This is a genomic window from Herbaspirillum sp. 3R11 (assembly GCF_004563925.1).
Classification (GTDB): domain Bacteria; phylum Pseudomonadota; class Gammaproteobacteria; order Burkholderiales; family Burkholderiaceae_D; genus Herbaspirillum.
The window spans coordinates 752,602-768,072 of the sequence record NZ_SPNJ01000002.1; the positions used below are offsets into that span (position 1 = coordinate 752,602).

General features: G+C 60.0%; 17 protein-coding genes. 11 read left to right on the plus strand and 6 right to left on the minus strand.

What is annotated here, in order from left to right; genetic code table 11:
• The first annotated feature begins 49 nt into the window (after positions 1-49).
• From sucC to E4P32_RS11735, 4 genes are all read left to right on the plus strand, one after another.
• On the plus strand, positions 50-1,216 hold the full coding sequence (sucC, locus tag E4P32_RS11720; protein WP_116434039.1) for an ADP-forming succinate--CoA ligase subunit beta: 1,167 nt from the start codon (positions 50-52) through the stop codon (positions 1,214-1,216).
• A 17-nt stretch (positions 1,217-1,233) separates the two neighbouring features.
• Entirely contained in the window at positions 1,234-2,115 is an 882-nt protein-coding gene (sucD, locus tag E4P32_RS11725; protein WP_116434038.1) for a succinate--CoA ligase subunit alpha, read from the plus strand.
• 166 nt (positions 2,116-2,281) lie between these two features.
• Entirely contained in the window at positions 2,282-3,007 is a 726-nt protein-coding gene (locus tag E4P32_RS11730) for a TerC family protein (RefSeq protein ID WP_116434037.1), read from the plus strand.
• Between the two features lie 186 nt (positions 3,008-3,193).
• The gene (locus E4P32_RS11735) at positions 3,194-3,670 is read left to right on the plus strand and encodes a pilin (RefSeq protein ID WP_116434036.1); all 477 of its coding nucleotides are present in this window, start codon (positions 3,194-3,196) and stop codon (positions 3,668-3,670) included.
• A gap of 64 nt (positions 3,671-3,734) precedes the next feature.
• Here the strand turns inward: E4P32_RS11735 and moaC are convergent, their stop codons facing one another.
• The gene (gene moaC / locus E4P32_RS11740) at positions 3,735-4,250 is read right to left on the minus strand and encodes a cyclic pyranopterin monophosphate synthase MoaC (RefSeq protein ID WP_116434035.1); all 516 of its coding nucleotides are present in this window, start codon (positions 4,248-4,250) and stop codon (positions 3,735-3,737) included.
• Positions 4,251-4,348: 98 nt separating this feature from the next.
• On the opposite strand from moaC, the gene E4P32_RS11745 reads away from it, so the two are divergent.
• Positions 4,349-5,920: a M48 family metalloprotease gene (locus tag E4P32_RS11745; RefSeq protein ID WP_233526625.1), complete on the plus strand. Its 1,572-nt coding sequence runs from the start codon at positions 4,349-4,351 to the stop codon at positions 5,918-5,920.
• Between the two features lie 21 nt (positions 5,921-5,941).
• Here the strand turns inward: E4P32_RS11745 and E4P32_RS11750 are convergent, their stop codons facing one another.
• The 5 genes from E4P32_RS11750 to E4P32_RS11770 all read right to left on the minus strand — a co-directional run bounded on the left by E4P32_RS11750 (position 5,942) and on the right by E4P32_RS11770 (position 9,236).
• Entirely contained in the window at positions 5,942-6,538 is a 597-nt protein-coding gene (locus tag E4P32_RS11750; RefSeq protein ID WP_116434033.1) for a DUF2946 family protein, read from the minus strand.
• A 3-nt stretch (positions 6,539-6,541) separates the two neighbouring features.
• Positions 6,542-7,492, minus strand: coding sequence for an alpha/beta fold hydrolase (locus E4P32_RS11755; RefSeq protein ID WP_116434032.1), 951 nt, complete (start codon positions 7,490-7,492; stop codon positions 6,542-6,544).
• A gap of 64 nt (positions 7,493-7,556) precedes the next feature.
• On the minus strand, positions 7,557-7,988 hold the full coding sequence (locus E4P32_RS11760) for a nuclear transport factor 2 family protein (RefSeq protein ID WP_116434031.1): 432 nt from the start codon (positions 7,986-7,988) through the stop codon (positions 7,557-7,559).
• Between the two features lie 96 nt (positions 7,989-8,084).
• The gene (locus E4P32_RS11765; RefSeq protein WP_016832182.1) at positions 8,085-8,282 is read right to left on the minus strand and encodes a zinc-finger domain-containing protein; all 198 of its coding nucleotides are present in this window, start codon (positions 8,280-8,282) and stop codon (positions 8,085-8,087) included.
• A gap of 33 nt (positions 8,283-8,315) precedes the next feature.
• Positions 8,316-9,236 (minus strand): branched-chain amino acid transaminase, encoded by a 921-nt coding sequence (locus E4P32_RS11770; RefSeq protein WP_116434030.1) that lies wholly within the window; start codon positions 9,234-9,236, stop codon positions 8,316-8,318.
• A 148-nt stretch (positions 9,237-9,384) separates the two neighbouring features.
• On the opposite strand from E4P32_RS11770, the gene E4P32_RS11775 reads away from it, so the two are divergent.
• The 6 genes from E4P32_RS11775 to E4P32_RS11800 all read left to right on the plus strand — a co-directional run bounded on the left by E4P32_RS11775 (position 9,385) and on the right by E4P32_RS11800 (position 15,470).
• Entirely contained in the window at positions 9,385-10,185 is an 801-nt protein-coding gene (locus E4P32_RS11775; RefSeq protein ID WP_116434029.1) for an AzlC family ABC transporter permease, read from the plus strand.
• Complete coding sequence (locus E4P32_RS11780) at positions 10,182-10,505, plus strand: AzlD domain-containing protein (protein ID WP_116434028.1); 324 nt, start codon at positions 10,182-10,184, stop codon at positions 10,503-10,505. Before E4P32_RS11775 ends, E4P32_RS11780 begins: the two co-directional genes overlap by 4 nt.
• A 158-nt stretch (positions 10,506-10,663) precedes the next feature.
• On the plus strand, positions 10,664-11,854 hold the full coding sequence (locus E4P32_RS11785; protein WP_116434027.1) for a phosphoglycerate kinase: 1,191 nt from the start codon (positions 10,664-10,666) through the stop codon (positions 11,852-11,854).
• A gap of 48 nt (positions 11,855-11,902) precedes the next feature.
• Positions 11,903-13,336, plus strand: coding sequence for a pyruvate kinase (pyk, locus tag E4P32_RS11790; protein ID WP_116434026.1), 1,434 nt, complete (start codon positions 11,903-11,905; stop codon positions 13,334-13,336).
• A gap of 24 nt (positions 13,337-13,360) precedes the next feature.
• Positions 13,361-14,425, plus strand: coding sequence for a class II fructose-bisphosphate aldolase (gene fba / locus E4P32_RS11795; RefSeq protein WP_116434025.1), 1,065 nt, complete (start codon positions 13,361-13,363; stop codon positions 14,423-14,425).
• 148 nt (positions 14,426-14,573) lie between these two features.
• Positions 14,574-15,470: a phosphoribosylaminoimidazolesuccinocarboxamide synthase gene (locus E4P32_RS11800; protein ID WP_116434616.1), complete on the plus strand. Its 897-nt coding sequence runs from the start codon at positions 14,574-14,576 to the stop codon at positions 15,468-15,470.
• Position 15,471 lies beyond the last annotated feature (1 nt).

Below are 15,471 nucleotides of genomic sequence, written 5' to 3' on the forward strand. Positions count from 1 at the left end.
ATTTCAATCCAGTAAGTTTTATTTAATAGTGTCTTAAAGGGAAGCTCCCATGAAAATCCATGAGTATCAGGGCAAAGAAATCCTCCGCCAATTCGGCGTGACCGTTCCACGCGGCATTCCATGCCAATCCGTTGAAGATGCCGTCAAGGCAGCTGAAACGCTGGGCGGTCCGGTGTGGGTCGTCAAGGCGCAAATCCACGCGGGTGGCCGCGGCAAGGGCGGCGGCGTGAAAGTTGCCAAGTCCCTGGAACAAGTTAAGGAATACGCCAGCCAGATCCTCGGCATGCAATTGATTACGCATCAAACCGGCCCTGAAGGCCAAAAAGTGCGTCGCCTGCTGATCGAAGAAGGCGCGGACATCAAGAAGGAACTGTACGTTTCCATGGTCACCGACCGTGTCAGCCAACGTGTGGTCCTGATGGCATCCAGCGAAGGCGGCATGGACATCGAAGAAGTTGCTGAAAGCCACCCTGAACTGATCCATCAGATCGCTATCGATCCGGCCACCGGCCTGACCGACGCCGACGCTGACAGCATCGCCACCAAGATCGGCGTTCCAGCCGCTTCCGTGGTCGACGCGCGCAAGCAACTGCAAGGTCTGTACAAGGCATATTGGGACACCGATGCATCGCTGGCCGAAATCAACCCGCTGATCCTGACCGGCGACGGCAAGGTCATCGCTCTGGACGCCAAGTTCAACTTCGACTCCAACGCGCTGTTCCGCCATCCTGAAATCGTCGCCTACCGCGATCTGGACGAAGAAGATCCAGCTGAAGTCGAAGCTTCCAAGTTCGACCTGGCTTACATCTCCCTCGACGGCAACATCGGCTGTCTGGTCAACGGCGCCGGTCTGGCCATGGCCACCATGGACACCATCAAGCTGTTCGGCGGCGAGCCTGCCAACTTCCTGGACGTCGGCGGCGGTGCAACTACAGAGAAGGTTACCGAAGCATTCAAGATCATGCTGAAGAACCCTGAACTGAAAGCCATCCTGGTCAACATCTTCGGCGGCATCATGCGCTGTGACGTGATCGCCGAAGGCGTGATCGCTGCGTCCAAGGCCGTTTCCCTGAAAGTGCCGCTGGTCGTGCGCATGAAGGGCACCAACGAAGAAATCGGCAAGAAGCTGCTGGCCGACTCCGGCCTGCCGATCATCTCGGCAGACAGCATGGAAGAAGCTGCGCAAAAAGTTGTTGCTGCAGCCAACGGTAAATAATAGGACAAGGAATAGCTATGTCGATTCTGATCAATAAAGACACCAAAGTCATCACCCAAGGTATTACCGGCAAAACCGGTCAATTCCATACCCGCATGTGCCGCGAATACGCGAACGGCAAGAACGCCTTCGTTGCAGGCGTGAACCCGAAGAAGGCCGGCGAAGATTTCGAAGGCATTCCAATTTTCGCGAATGTGTCCGAAGCCAAGAAGGCCACCGGCGCAAATGTTTCCGTGATCTACGTTCCACCTGCAGGCGCTGCTGCTGCCATCTGGGAAGCCGTTGAAGCCGAGCTGGACCTGGCCATCTGTATCACTGAAGGCATCCCGGTCCGCGACATGCTGGAACTGAAAAACCGCATGGCAAAATCCGGCAGCAAGACATTGCTGCTGGGCCCTAACTGCCCAGGTCTGATCACACCGGACGAAATCAAGATCGGCATCATGCCGGGTCACATCCACAAAAAGGGCCGCATCGGCGTGGTTTCCCGTTCGGGCACACTGACCTATGAAGCAGTCGGTCAACTGACCGCACTGGGTCTGGGTCAATCGTCCGCAGTCGGTATCGGCGGCGACCCGATCAACGGTCTGAAGCACATCGACATCATGAAGGCCTTCAATGATGATCCTGACACCGACGCCGTCATCATGATCGGTGAAATCGGCGGTCCTGACGAAGCCAACGCTTCGTACTGGGTCAAGGACAACATGAAGAAACCAGTCATCGGCTTCATCGCCGGCGTGACTGCGCCTCCAGGCAAGCGCATGGGCCATGCCGGCGCGCTGATCTCCGGTGGTGCTGATACTGCCGAAGCGAAGCTGGCGATCATGGAAGAATGCGGCATCAAGGCAACACGCAATCCTTCGGAAATGGCGCGTCTGCTGAAGTCGGTTCTGTAATTCATTTGCCGTACTGGCAAGCGAACGGCAGGCTGGATTGATTTGTCGACGTTGTTGCGATCGTTGCAAACTCGGCAGAACTTCCCGGCCTGACCGGTGACATACCAATATGGGGAGCTCCGGCTCCCCATATTGCTTTAGTGTTCACGAATATTTTGGGGGTTGTATGGAATTTTTGGCGGAATTGAACTGGCTCGCAGTCGGCCAGATCATCCTGATCGATATTTTGCTCGGTGGCGACAATGCCATCGTGATTGCGCTGGCCTGTCGCAACCTGCCGGCCAACCTGCGCCTGCGCGGCATCCTGTGGGGCACGTTCGGCGCCATCGCCATTCGTATCGTGCTGATCGCCTTCGCGGTGACCTTGCTGCAAATGCCGTTCATCAAGCTGGTGGGCGGCGTGCTGCTGTTCTGGATCGGAACCAAGCTGCTCAGCGATGATGATGGTCACGGCGAAATCAGCGGCAGCGACAAGTTGCTGTCGGCGATCAAGACCATCGTCGTCGCCGACCTGGTCATGAGCCTGGACAACGTTATCGCGATCGCCAGCGCCGCCGAACAGGCAGCCGGCGAACATCAGTTGCTGTTGGTGGTGTTCGGCATCCTGGTCAGCATCCCCATCATTGTCTGGGGTAGCACGCTGGTGCTCAAGCTGATGGAAAAAGCGCCGCTGATCATCACGCTGGGCGCGGCTTTGCTCGGCTATCTTGCGGGCGGCATGATCATCTCCGACGTGGCGATCAAGGGCTGGGTGCAGACCTATCTGCCGCACCATGAGTTCGTGGTGCCGGGCCTGCAACTGCATCTGAGTCTGCCCGGCGTGGTCGGTGCGATCGGCGTCGTGATCGTTGGCAGCTGGCTGGCACGCAGGGCGAAAAGACAGGCGGAGTGATGCCGGAGTGAGGCGGGATGATCAATCCCGCCTTGCCCGCACGGTTATAAAAATGTTCACAAATTCGCCATTGGCGAATATGATCCATGCGGGGAGTCTGGCGTTGCCCGAGAGAAAACGACGGCCGTGGACAGATGGTCAGGCAACGCTCCCGAAAATTCGATTTTTTTGTAATAGGAAAACAATATGCAAGCGAAGCGGTCTGCACGTTACTCACCCACCGGTTTTACCCTGATTGAATTGATGATCGTTATCGCCATTGTGGGTGTGCTTGCGATGGTGGCGATTCCGCAATACCGGGATTACCTGGTTCGTACCAAAGTGGCCGAGGGGCTGAATCTGGCGACGCCAGCCAAGATGGCCGTGTCCGAGACAATTGCTTCCAAGGGGAGCACAGACTTTGAACAGGCCGCGACGGGTTATGCATTTACCCCGTCGAAGGAAATTACATCGGTTTCCAACATCGCAATCGAAAAAGGCGGCGCTATCACCATTACCTTTGGTGACATTGGCGGCGAGGCAAAAGGCAAGACGCTGAAGTTGGTGCCATCGGCAACCAACCCGAGCGCCATTACCTGGCTGTGCCAGACGGCTCCTGCCACCGCTGCTGCGGAGTCGCCAATGCTGCCGGCAAAATACGCTCCGGAAGTCTGCCGCGGCTGATTCATCCGGCGGCAATAAAAAAGCGTGCACTCAGCACGCTTTTTTTACGTCCGCAACGAACACATCAAGCCTGCGACCAAGACCCCGATTTCCCGCCATGCTTTTCCTGCACGCGAATATCGGACATCACCATGCCGCGGTCAATTGCCTTGGACATGTCGTAAATCGTCAGCAATCCGACCTGCACCGCCGTCAGCGCTTCCATCTCCACCCCGGTCTTGCCGTTCGTTTCAACGCGCACGGTACAGCTGATGCGCGATTGCTCTGTATCGACGGAGAACTCCACCGACACATGCGTCAGCGCCAGCGGATGGCACAGCGGGATCAGGTCGCTGGTGCGCTTGGAAGCCATGATGGCGGCGATGCGGGCGATGCCGAGGACGTCGCCTTTCTTCGCGGTGCCCGACTGGATCACGGCCAGCGTTTCGGGCTTCATGGAAATGACGCCGCTGGCGACGGCGACGCGATGGGTATCCTGCTTGGCGCCGACATCGACCATGTGCGCTTGTCCGCCCTGGTCGAAATGGGTCAGGCCCTGATTGGCGTCGACTGGTGAATGTGCGGTTTTGGAATCGGTCATGGCGGCGGAAAGTGAAAGTCGGTCATTACTGCGGGTATCATAGCAGGCATTGAAAGAGCCTTTCACGCTCCAAGCCACCCATTACTCTGTGCCCGTCTATGCGTCAGTCTGTATCTTCTGAACAAACACGTCGTCGTAGTTCGCTGTTGCGTCCCGTGTTGCGTCCAGCTTTGCGCTCCCTGTTCGCAGCACTCTCGCTCACTGTAGCAATCCTGCCGCTGGCCGTTGCGCCGACCACAGGCGTTGCGCAGGCTTTGCCGACGCTGGGGGACACCGAGCGCGAAGGATTGTCGCCGCTGATGGAGCGCAAGCTCGGCGAGCAGATCATGCGCGACATCCGGCGCGATCCGGATTATCTCGACGACGGTCCGGTGCTGGAATATCTCAACAACTTCGGCTCCAACCTGGTCTCCGTGCGCCCCGATGTGCGCGGTGAAGCCGGCTACGATTTCTTTTTCTTTGCGGTGCGCGATCCGGTGCTGAACGCCTTCGCCTTGCCGGGTGGTTTTATTGCGGTGCACTCCGGTTTGCTGTTGGCGGCGCAAAGCGAGTCCGAATTGGCCTCGGTGCTGGCGCATGAAATCGGCCACGTCGCGCAGCGTCACATCGCGCGCATGATCGGTCAGCAAAAGCAGAATTCCATGATTCAACTGGCCTCCATCGTGCTCGGTGCGCTGGCCGGTGTATCGCGAGTCGGCGGCGACGCCGCCATGGCGACGATGATGGGCGGCACCGGCCTGGCGATACAACGGCAGTTGAATTTCAGTCGCGACGCCGAACGCGAAGCAGACCGCGTCGGTTTGCAAATCCTGCGTGACGGCGGCTTCGATACCTCGGGCATGGTGGCGTTTTTCGGGCGCTTGCAAAGCGCGTCGCGCGGTTTTGGCGATGCCGTGCCGCCATATCTGCTGACGCACCCGCTGACCACCGAGCGTATCGCCGACATCCAGGCGCGCATCCGCGACCAGCGTTACAAGCAGCGCGCCGACAATCCCGATTTTCAGCTGATCCGTGCGCGCGTGCGTCTGCTGCAGAACAATACGTCGCAAGGCATCCGCGATGCACAGGCCTATTTCGAGTCGCAACTGCGCCAGAACACCAAGATGCAGATCATGGTGTCGAAGTACGGGCTGGCGTACGCGGCTTACCTGCAACGTTCTTACGACAAGGCAGAGGGTTTGCTGCAGGAAGCGCGCGCGGCGTCGCAGCCGATGGTGCCGAGCATCCTGTTCACCAATCTCGATATTGATATCAAGCTGGCCAAAAAACAAGGCGCTCAGGCGCTCAAGGAAGCCGACGCCGCGCGCAAGCAATTCCCGTTGTCGCGTGTGGTGGCGCATCAATATGCGGACGCGCTGATCGAGGGGCAGCGCAACGATGTCGCCGTTGCCTATTTGCGCGATCAGGCGCAACTGTATCGCCACGAAGTCGCGGTGCAGGATCTGCTCGCCAAGGCCTACGCGGCACAGGGCAAGCAAGCCTTGCAGCATATGGCGCTGGCCGAATCCTATGTACTGCAAGGCAGTTTGCCGGCGGCGCTGGAACAGCTCGGCATCGCGCGCAAGGCGCCGGATGCGACCTTCTACGACCAGGCCATGATTGATGCGCGTGAACGTGATCTCAAGGAGCAGTGGAAGGATGAGATGAAGGAAACCAAGGGACGCGGATAAGCGTCGTCTCCGGCGATCTTGTCAGGGCGTCGCGCGAGGCTGTGCGACGAAGCCGAATTTGCCGGCCAGCTCGTCTGCGCCGATATGCTGCAGGGGAAGTTCATTGCCGCCATGTGGAAAAATCAAGGCGGCCGCATCGCTTCCATCCAGCCACTCCATGATTTCCTCGTCGCTCGCAGCCCGCCCAGCGACCGTCAGCGTCGCCAACACGGCGGCGGCATCGCGATCGTCCAACGCTGCAACGAGCGTTTCCGACGCCAGCACCAGTTGTCCTTCCTGCGTCATCCAGCTTTGTGAAATCGCCTCCAGCGTAGCGCCGGTCTGGGTGATGAATCCCGCCGCCGGATCGGTGCGCACGATATGCGGAGTCAATTCAAGATCAACGTAGACCCGCTGCGGGCCGTTCTGGAAATACCAGCGGCCTTCCTCATCGTGTGTGTAATTGCGATTGATGAAGCCGAGCAGCGCCGGATGCGCGATCTTGTCGCCGGGAAGATCAAGATGCTGGGCGCGTTCATCGCGCATGCGCCAGTGTCCGCGCGCATCCAGCTTCAGCCAGCCGAAGCAGTGCGGCACATTGGGCCACTTGGCCATCGCTTGCCTGACGACGTCATCCATTGCTTATTTGCCTTCCAGAAAATGCAGCATGCGCTGCGGCAGCCAGCCCAGCTCGCCCGGCGGCGCACCGGTGGGGAAGCCGACATGGCCGCCTTCATCAGGATATTCCAGTTTGACGCAGGCCGCCGCGCTCTGCGGTAAATATTGGGGTGGCAGGAATGGATCGTTTTTGGCGTTGAGCACCAGCGTCGGCACGGTGATGTCATGCAGGATGTGCTTGGCGCTGGCGCGGTCCCAGTAGTCTTCGGTATTGCGGTAGCCGTGCAGCGGCGCCGTGACGATGTTGTCGAAGGTGTACAGGTCACGCGCCTGCAGCAGTGCGTCGCGGCTGAACAAGCCTGGAAACTGATCCAGCTTGACCAGGCATTTGGGACGCATGGTGCGCAGGAACACATGCGAATAGATCCGGTTGAAGCCATGTGCCAGCGCGGCGCCGCCACCGGCCAGATCAAGCGGTGCCGACACTGCGCAGGCGGCATCGATGAATTCGGCCTGATGCTGGGATTCGCCTAGCCAGCGCAGCAAGGCGTTGGCGCCGAGCGAGACGCCGGTGGCGTAGAACTTGCCGGCGCCGATGGTCGCCCGATGCGTAACCAGCCGGCGCAATATCCAGTCGAGCTCGCCGCTGTCGCCGGAATGGTAGAAGCGTGGCGCCAAATTTATTTCACCCGAGCAGCCGCGGAAATGCGGCACCACGCCGGTCCAGCCGCGCGCAGCTACTGCCGCCATCAGGGCGCGGCAATAGTGGCTGTCGGATGAGCCTTCCAAGCCGTGGAACAAGACCACCAGCGGTTGCCCCGGCTGGCCGTCGACGAAGTCGACATCGATGAAGTCGTCGTCGAGCGTGTCCCAGCGCTCGCGCCGGAAGCGCACCGGCGGCTTGGCGATGAAGGTCGACGGATAAATCGTTTGGAGGTTGCCGCCGGGAAGCCAGCGAGGCGCGATGTAGTGCATGGATGGAGAACAGTGGGTGCGCCGCTGCAGGACAGGATGCCAAGCGGGCGGCGCAGGAAAAATATCAATGCAGCATGGTCTCGGCGATCGGCTCCGACGGCGCCGGTCCCGGTGCGACCGACGCGTGGTGCGTGACGATGCGCCAGCCTTGCGCGGTCTTCATGTAGACATTGGTGGCGATGACGTGTACGTCCGGCTGGCTGCTGTCGGGATGGTGGATGTCCTCGATCACGTTGTGCACGGCGGTGGTGATGGTATGCGCCGCATGCAGCTGGCGCGGCTGGATGTGCAGGCCGCCGCGCGCGAGGATTTCTTCCCAGCTGTTGCGGATGGCGACATGACCGACCAGGCGTGCTGCACCGGGATGGATACAGACGATTTCTTCGTCGTCGGCCCACAGCGCCATCAGCGCATCGAGGTCGGCGCGGGACAGCGCATCGTAATACGCTGCTTCGATTTCATCGGGTGAACCATGTAACAGTTTGGCGCGCGGCATGTTTTCTCCAGGAAGAAAAAGCAAAGAGGACCAATCGTTTCCTGGTGGTCCTCTTTATCGGTGTTGCAGCTGCTTGGGCGGCAATGATCTCCGGCCTCAGTGCGCCTTGACGACGGCGCCCGGCTTGAGCTGGTATTGCGTGCCGCAGTACGGACACTTGGCGGCGCCGTGGTCGTCGAGTTCCAGGAATACGCGCGGGTGCGACGACCAGTGCGGCATGTTCGGGTTGGGGCAGTGGGCCGGCAGGTCTTTGCCGTCGAGTTGAACTGGCTGGGTTTGTTGGACTTGGCTCATGGTGTTTCTCCGGTGCGATATTGCTTATTTAAATTAAACCAGTGTCAGCCAATGCTGATATTGGGGCGCCTTGCCCGACACGACGTCGAAGAACAAGGTTTGCAGTTTTTCCGTGATCGGACCGCGGCCACCGTTGCCGATGGTGCGGTTGTCGAGTTCGCGGATGGGGGTGATTTCTGCGGCGGTGCCGGTGAAGAAGGCTTCGTCGCAGCAATACATTTCGTCGCGCGTGATGCGCTTTTCAATGACCTCGATGCCGAGGTCGCGCGCCATCGTCAGCACCGCATCGCGCGTGATGCCGTCGAGGCAGGAGGCGAGATCGGGCGTATAAAGTTTGCCGTTCTTGACGATGAAGACGTTTTCGCCGGAGCCTTCCGAGACGTAACCGTCGGTGTCCAGCAGCAGCGCTTCGTCGTAACCGTCGGTCAGCGCTTCCTGATTGGCGAGGATCGAGTTGATGTAGTACCCGGATGCCTTGGCGCGCACCAGCGAGACGTTGACGTGGTGGCGGCTGAAGGACGAGGTCTTGACGCGGATGCCCTTGTTGATGCCGTCTTCGCCGAGATAGGCGCCCCAGGTCCAGGCGGCGATGGCGACGTGGATCTTGTTGCCCTTGGCGGAGACGCCGAGCTTCTCCGAGCCGATCCAGATCAGCGGGCGGATGTAGCCGGACTCGAGTTTGTTTTCGCGCACCACCTGGCGTTGCGCTTCGAGGATGGTGGCTTGGTCGAACGGCACTTCCATCTGGAAAATCTTGGCCGAATTGAACAGGCGCTGGGTGTGCTCCTTCAGCCGGAAGATCGCCGTACCCTGCGGCGTCTTGTACGCGCGTACGCCCTCGAACACGCCCATGCCGTAGTGCAGCGTATGGGTCAGCACGTGGATGGTCGCATCGCGCCAGTCGATCAATGCGCCGTCTTTCCAGATTTTTCCGTCGCGGTCGTCCATGGACATGGTGAAGTCTCCGAGGTGGTTCAAAGAGGCAAAGACCACATTTTAACGGAACAAGCGCGTAAAAAGTTTCATCTGTAAAATGTCCGGACTGCGTAAAAATGCCGTATTGCAAGTTCATCGCATTCAATAAAAGCGGACCAGGGCAAGAATGAATAAGGAGACAGACGCCGGGGACAGTCGACCTGACCCGGTAGTCAATGTGGCAAATGCGGGAGCACCTGCTGCCGCTGCTGTGCTTTCGGCGCGGCGCATCGAAAAGGAAGCGTTTCAGGAGGGCTGGCGCGCGAGCGCCTCGACCATTCCGGCCGTGGCCGCCTGGGGCGTGGTCTCGGGCATGGCCATGGTCAAGTCCGGCATGACCCTCTGGCAATCGCTGGCGATGACGCTGACGGTCTACGCCGGTTCCGCCCAGTTTGCCGTGTTGCCCTTGCTGGCGGCGCATACGCCGCTGATCGTGATCTTCCTGACGGCCATGATCGTCAATCTCCGTTTCGTCATCTTCTCCGCCGCCGTGGCGCCGCATTTCGCCCATCTGCCGTGGTATCGGCGGGTCTGGTACGGTTATTTCAACGGCGACATTTCGATGGGATTCTTCCCGCGCCGCTTTCCCGCCCACACGGTGCATCAGCCGGCCGGCAAGATCGGCTTTTTCGAGGCGATCTGCTATCCGGGCTGGTTTGCCTGGCAGATCGGCGCGATCGTCGGCATCCTGCTGGCCAGCCAGATCCCAGAAAGCTGGAACATCGGCTTCGCCGGCACGCTGGCGCTGATCGCCATCACGATTCCGATGATCATCAACCGCGCGGCGCTGGCGGGTGTGGTGGTCTCCGGTGCCGTCGCGGTGGCGGCAATAAGTCTGCCTTACCGGCTGGGCCTGTTGCTGGCGGTGGTGATCGGCATGGCCGCGGCAATGGTGGCCGACAAATTCATCGACAAGGAAAAAGAATGAACGCCTTCGACGTTTGGGTTTCTATAGTCTTGTTGGTTGTGTCGACGTTGATCACACGCAGCGGTTTTTTCCTGTTCGGTCATGCGGTCAAGTTGCCGCCCAAGCTGCAGCACGCGCTCGGTTACGCGCCGGCGGCGGCGATGGCGGCGATCATCTTGCCGGACCTGGTGACGACGAATGGCGCGATTGACATCAACTGGGCCAATCCCAAATTGCTGGCCGGCATCGGCGGCGGCGTGTTTTTCTTGGTAACGCGACATCTTTTGGGGACGATTGTTGCCGGAATGGCACTATTCACCGTGCTGCGCCTGGCGCTGTAAGCTCTTCCCGGAAGGCCTTGCCCGCTCGCCGGGCCGATTACTGCGGGAACACGGCGTCTATATTGCCGAATGCTGCATTCCTGTCTGAAAACCATGCTGGGAGCAGGGCTGGTAGAGTAAAATAACGCCTTTTTGCCCCACCTTAGATTCCGCGAAAAATGAAATTCAACCGACTCAGCGACCTCATCTCCGCCAACCAACTGCAAGGCAAGCGCGTTTTCATTCGCGCCGATCTGAACGTGCCGCAGGATGATGCCGGCAATATCACCGAAGATACGCGTATCCGCGCTTCGGTGCCGGCGATCCGCCAGGCGCGCGACGTCGGCGCGGCAGTGATGGTGACTTCGCACCTTGGCCGTCCGGTCGAGGGCGAATTCAAGCCGGAAGATTCGCTGGCGCCGGTCGCCAAACGCCTGTCGGAATTGCTGGGCGCAGAGGTCAAACTGGTCTCGAACTGGACCGAAGGCGTCGATGTCGCGCCCGGCCAGGTTGTCCTGCTGGAAAACTGCCGCCTCAACAAGGGCGAAAAGAAGAACAGCGACGAGCTGGCGCAAAAGATCGCCAAGCTGTGCGACGTTTACGTCAACGATGCTTTCGGTACTGCCCACCGCGCTGAAGCCACCACCTACGGTATCGCCAAATTTGCCCCGGTCGCTTGCGCCGGTCCGCTGCTGGCAGCTGAACTGGATGCGCTGGGCAAGGCCCTGAACCAGCCAGCGCGTCCGCTGGTGGCGATCGTCGCCGGCTCGAAAGTCTCCAGCAAATTGACTATCCTGAAAGCACTGGCCGACAAGGTCGACAACCTGATCGTCGGCGGCGGCATCGCCAACACTTTCATGCTGGCGTCCGGCCTGAAGATCGGCAAGTCGCTGGCCGAAGCCGATCTGGTCGACGAAGCCAAGGCCATCATCGACATGATGGCCAAGCGTGGCGCATCGGTGCCGATCCCGGTCGACGTGGTGTGCGGCAAGGAGTTTTCGCCCACTGCAGTGGCCACCGTCAAGGACGCCAAGGACGTGGCCGACGACGACATGATCTTCGACATTGGCCCGAAGACCGCAGCAACGCTGGCGGCGCAGCTGGCTAAGGCCGGCACCATCGTCTGGAATGGCCCGGTCGGCGTGTTCGAGTTTGACCAGTTCGGCGGCGGCACCAAGGTGCTGGCACAGGCGATTGCAGACTCAGACGGCTTCTCGATTGCGGGCGGCGGAGACACGCTGGCGGCAATCGCCAAATACGGCATTACCGACAAGGTCGGCTATATTTCGACCGGCGGCGGCGCTTTCCTGGAATTCCTCGAAGGCAAGACCTTGCCGGCCGTGGAAATCCTGATGCAGCGCGCCCAATAAAAGAACAACAGCTAAGGTTTACGCTTAACTCACCAGAGAAAGATTTTCATGCAAAGAGCCACCAAGATTGTTGCCACCATCGGCCCCGCTTCCAGCGACCGAGACACGTTGACGCGCATGATCAAGGCGGGTGTCAACGTGGTGCGCCTGAACTTCTCTCACGGCAAGGCGCAGGACCATATCGACCGCGCCGTGCTGGTGCGCGAAGTGGCCGACGCCTGTGGCGTCAAGGTCGCCATCATGGCCGACCTGCAAGGTCCGAAGATCCGCGTCGGCAAGTTTGAAAACGGCAAGATCAATCTCGAAAACGGCGACAAGTTCATCCTCGACGCCGACTGCACCATGGGCAACCAGGAACGCGTCGGCCTCGACTACAAGGCATTGCCGCGCGACCTCAGGGGCGACGACGTGCTGTTGCTCAACGACGGCCTGATCGTACTGGTGGTCGAGCGCGTTTTCGGTAATGAGATCCACACCGTCGTCAAGATCGGCGGCGAGCTGTCCAACAACAAGGGCATCAACCGCCAGGGCGGCGGTTTATCGGCACCGGCGCTGACCGCCAAGGATATGGACGACATCAAGACGGCAATGAGCTTCCAGGCCGATTACGTCGCCGTGTCGTTCCCCAAGAACGCCACCGACATGGAAATGGCACGCCAGCTCGGCAATGTCGCCGGCGAGCCGTTCGGCCACAAGCCACTGATGATCGCCAAGATCGAACGCGCTGAAGCGATCCCGCTGCTGCAGGAAATCCTCGACGCCTCCGACGGCATCATGGTGGCGCGCGGCGACCTCGCCGTGGAAGTCGGCAACGCCGCCGTGCCGGGCCTGCAAAAGCGCATGATCAAGATGGCGCGCGCCTCCAACAAGCTGACCATCACGGCCACCCAGATGATGGAGTCGATGATCGTCAACGCCGTGCCGACGCGCGCGGAAGTGTCCGACGTTGCCAACGCCGTGCTGGACGGCACCGATGCCGTGATGACCTCGGCTGAAACCGCTTCCGGCAAGTATCCGGTGGAAACCGTCGAAGCCATGTCGGCGATCTGCCTGGCCGCGGAAAAATCCGAAGACTGCAAGCTCGACGCCGACTTCCTGAATCTGCAATTCACCCGCGTCGACCAGTCGATCGCGTACGGCGCGCTGTTCACCGCGCATCACCTGCGTGTGAAGGCGATTGCCGCGCTGACCGAATCCGGCTCCACCGCCTTGTGGATGAGCCGGCACAACATTGACGTCCCTATTTTTGCCATCACCCCCAACGTTGCGACGCGCCAGAAGGCCGCGCTGTTCCGCAATGTGCGTACGTTTGAACTGGCGCAGTCCACCGACACCGAAGTGGTGTTGAAGGCGGTGCAGGACTTGCTGCTGGAGCAAGGCGTCGTGCAAAAGGGTGATTTGATCGTCGTGACCTGGGGTGAGCCGATTGGACAAGTCGGCGGCACCAATGCCCTGAAGATTCTCAGGGTCGGCGAGTACTGATTTTTATCGTTCTGGAGTTCTATCATGCCTCTCGTATCCATGCGTCAATTGCTGGACCACGCCGCCGAAAACGGCTACGGTCTGCCAGCCTTCAACGTCAACAATCTGGAGCAAGTCACTGCGATCATGCAGGCTGCCGACGAAGTTGGCGCGCCAGTCATCATGCAAGCCTCCGCCGGAGCACGTAAATATGCCGGTGAAGCGTTCCTGCGCCACCTGATCGAAGCCGCGGTCGAAGCCTATCCGCACATCCCGGTCGTCATGCACCAGGACCACGGCCAGTCGCCGGCAGTCTGCATGGCAGCGATCAAGTCCGGCTTCACTTCGGTGATGATGGACGGCTCGCTGATGGAAGACGGCAAGTCCGTCGCCAGCTACGAGTACAACGTCGAAGTCTCGCGCAAGGTGGTCGAGTTCTCGCACGCCATCGGCGTCACGGTGGAAGCCGAACTGGGCGTGCTCGGTTCGCTGGAAACCATGATGGGCGACAAGGAAGACGGCCACGGCGCCGACGGCAAGATGACGCGCGAACAGTTGCTGACCGACGTCGCGCAAGCCGCCGACTTCGTCAAGCAGACCCAATGCGACGCGCTGGCCATCGCCATCGGTACCTCGCACGGCGCCTACAAGTTTTCGCGCAAGCCGACCGGCGACATCCTCGCCATCGATCGCATCAAGGAAATCCACGCACGCATTCCGAACACCCATCTGGTGATGCACGGTTCGTCCTCGGTTCCTCAGGAACTGCTGGCTGAAATCCGCGAGTTTGGCGGCGACATGAAGGAAACCTACGGCGTGCCGGTGGAAGAGATCCAGGAAGGCATCAAGCACGGCGTGCGCAAGATCAACATCGACACCGACATCCGATTGGCGATGACCGGCGCGATCCGTCGCTACCTGATGGAAAATCCAGGCAAGTTCGATCCGCGCGATTACCTCAAGCCTGCCCGTGAAGCAGCGAAGCTGGTGTGCAAGGCGCGCTACCTGTCGTTCGGCTGCGAAGGCCAGGCCGGCAAGATCAAGGCGATCCCGCTGGAAAAGATTGCAGAGAAATACAAGAAGGGCGAGCTCTCCCAGATCGTGCAATAAGACGACTGGCGAGCGGACCAAGCGACCGGGACTGGCAACAGCAGTCCCGGTTTTTTGACTTTAAAGGTGGGCAGAAAAACGGCGCTTTCGCCGTTCCAGGGTAACCCCGAATCCCTGACCTTCAACCCACGGAATGACCGGAATCAACATGACCAGCCTCTACAAAACTTCCATCACTTCACTTCCCCTGCTGGGCAACGGCAAGGTACGCGACAACTACGCCGTCGGCGACGACAAGCTGCTGATCGTGACGACCGACCGCCTGTCTGCGTTCGACGTCATCATGAACGAGCCGATTCCGGGCAAGGGCAAAGTGTTGAACCAGATGTCGGATTTCTGGTTCGAGAAGCTGGGCGACATCGTGCCGAATCATTTGACCGGCATCGCTCCGGAAACCGTGGTTGCCGCCAATGAAGTCGAACAGGTACGCGGCCGCGCCGTCGTCGCCAAGCGCCTCAAGCCGATCCTGGTGGAAGCGGTGGTGCGCGGCTACATCATCGGCTCCGGCTGGAAGGACTATCAGGACACCGGTTCGATCTGCGGCATCAAATTGCCCGAAGGCTTGCAGCAAGCGGCCAAGCTGGCCGAGCCGATCTTCACGCCGGCGGCCAAAGCCGACCTCGGCGAGCACGACGAAAACATCAGCTTCGCCGACATGGAACAACGCATCGGTAGCGAACTGGCCAACAAGATGCGCGACATCAGCATCAAGCTGTACAAGACTGCCGCCGACTACGCAGCGACGCGCGGCATCATCATTGCCGACACCAAGTTCGAATTCGGCCTCGACGACAACGGCGTGCTGCACCTGATGGACGAAGTGCTGACGGCCGATTCGTCGCGCTTCTGGCCTGCCGACAGCTACAAGGTCGGCATCTCGCCGCCGTCGTTCGACAAGCAGTTCGTGCGCGACTATCTGGAAACCGTCGACGGCTGGAAGAAGACGCCGCCTGCGCCTGCACTGCCTGCCGAAGTGATCGAAAAGACCGGCGCCAAGTACCGTGAAGCGCTGGAGCGTCTGACCGGCAATTCGCTGAAGGACTGAC

Coding starts and splice junctions, on each gene's coding strand:
- sucC (WP_116434039.1), top strand. CDS start 50: ATGAAAATCCATGAGTATCAGGGCAAAGAAATCCTCCGCCAATTCGGC.
- sucD (WP_116434038.1), top strand. CDS start 1,234: ATGTCGATTCTGATCAATAAAGACACCAAAGTCATCACCCAAGGTATT.
- E4P32_RS11730 (WP_116434037.1), top strand. CDS start 2,282: ATGGAATTTTTGGCGGAATTGAACTGGCTCGCAGTCGGCCAGATCATC.
- E4P32_RS11735 (WP_116434036.1), top strand. CDS start 3,194: ATGCAAGCGAAGCGGTCTGCACGTTACTCACCCACCGGTTTTACCCTG.
- moaC (WP_116434035.1), bottom strand. CDS start 4,250: ATGACCGATTCCAAAACCGCACATTCACCAGTCGACGCCAATCAGGGC.
- E4P32_RS11745 (WP_233526625.1), top strand. CDS start 4,349: ATGCGTCAGTCTGTATCTTCTGAACAAACACGTCGTCGTAGTTCGCTG.
- E4P32_RS11750 (WP_116434033.1), bottom strand. CDS start 6,538: ATGGATGACGTCGTCAGGCAAGCGATGGCCAAGTGGCCCAATGTGCCG.
- E4P32_RS11755 (WP_116434032.1), bottom strand. CDS start 7,492: ATGCACTACATCGCGCCTCGCTGGCTTCCCGGCGGCAACCTCCAAACG.
- E4P32_RS11760 (WP_116434031.1), bottom strand. CDS start 7,988: ATGCCGCGCGCCAAACTGTTACATGGTTCACCCGATGAAATCGAAGCA.
- E4P32_RS11765 (WP_016832182.1), bottom strand. CDS start 8,282: ATGAGCCAAGTCCAACAAACCCAGCCAGTTCAACTCGACGGCAAAGAC.
- E4P32_RS11770 (WP_116434030.1), bottom strand. CDS start 9,236: ATGTCCATGGACGACCGCGACGGAAAAATCTGGAAAGACGGCGCATTG.
- E4P32_RS11775 (WP_116434029.1), top strand. CDS start 9,385: ATGAATAAGGAGACAGACGCCGGGGACAGTCGACCTGACCCGGTAGTC.
- E4P32_RS11780 (WP_116434028.1), top strand. CDS start 10,182: ATGAACGCCTTCGACGTTTGGGTTTCTATAGTCTTGTTGGTTGTGTCG.
- E4P32_RS11785 (WP_116434027.1), top strand. CDS start 10,664: ATGAAATTCAACCGACTCAGCGACCTCATCTCCGCCAACCAACTGCAA.
- pyk (WP_116434026.1), top strand. CDS start 11,903: ATGCAAAGAGCCACCAAGATTGTTGCCACCATCGGCCCCGCTTCCAGC.
- fba (WP_116434025.1), top strand. CDS start 13,361: ATGCCTCTCGTATCCATGCGTCAATTGCTGGACCACGCCGCCGAAAAC.
- E4P32_RS11800 (WP_116434616.1), top strand. CDS start 14,574: ATGACCAGCCTCTACAAAACTTCCATCACTTCACTTCCCCTGCTGGGC.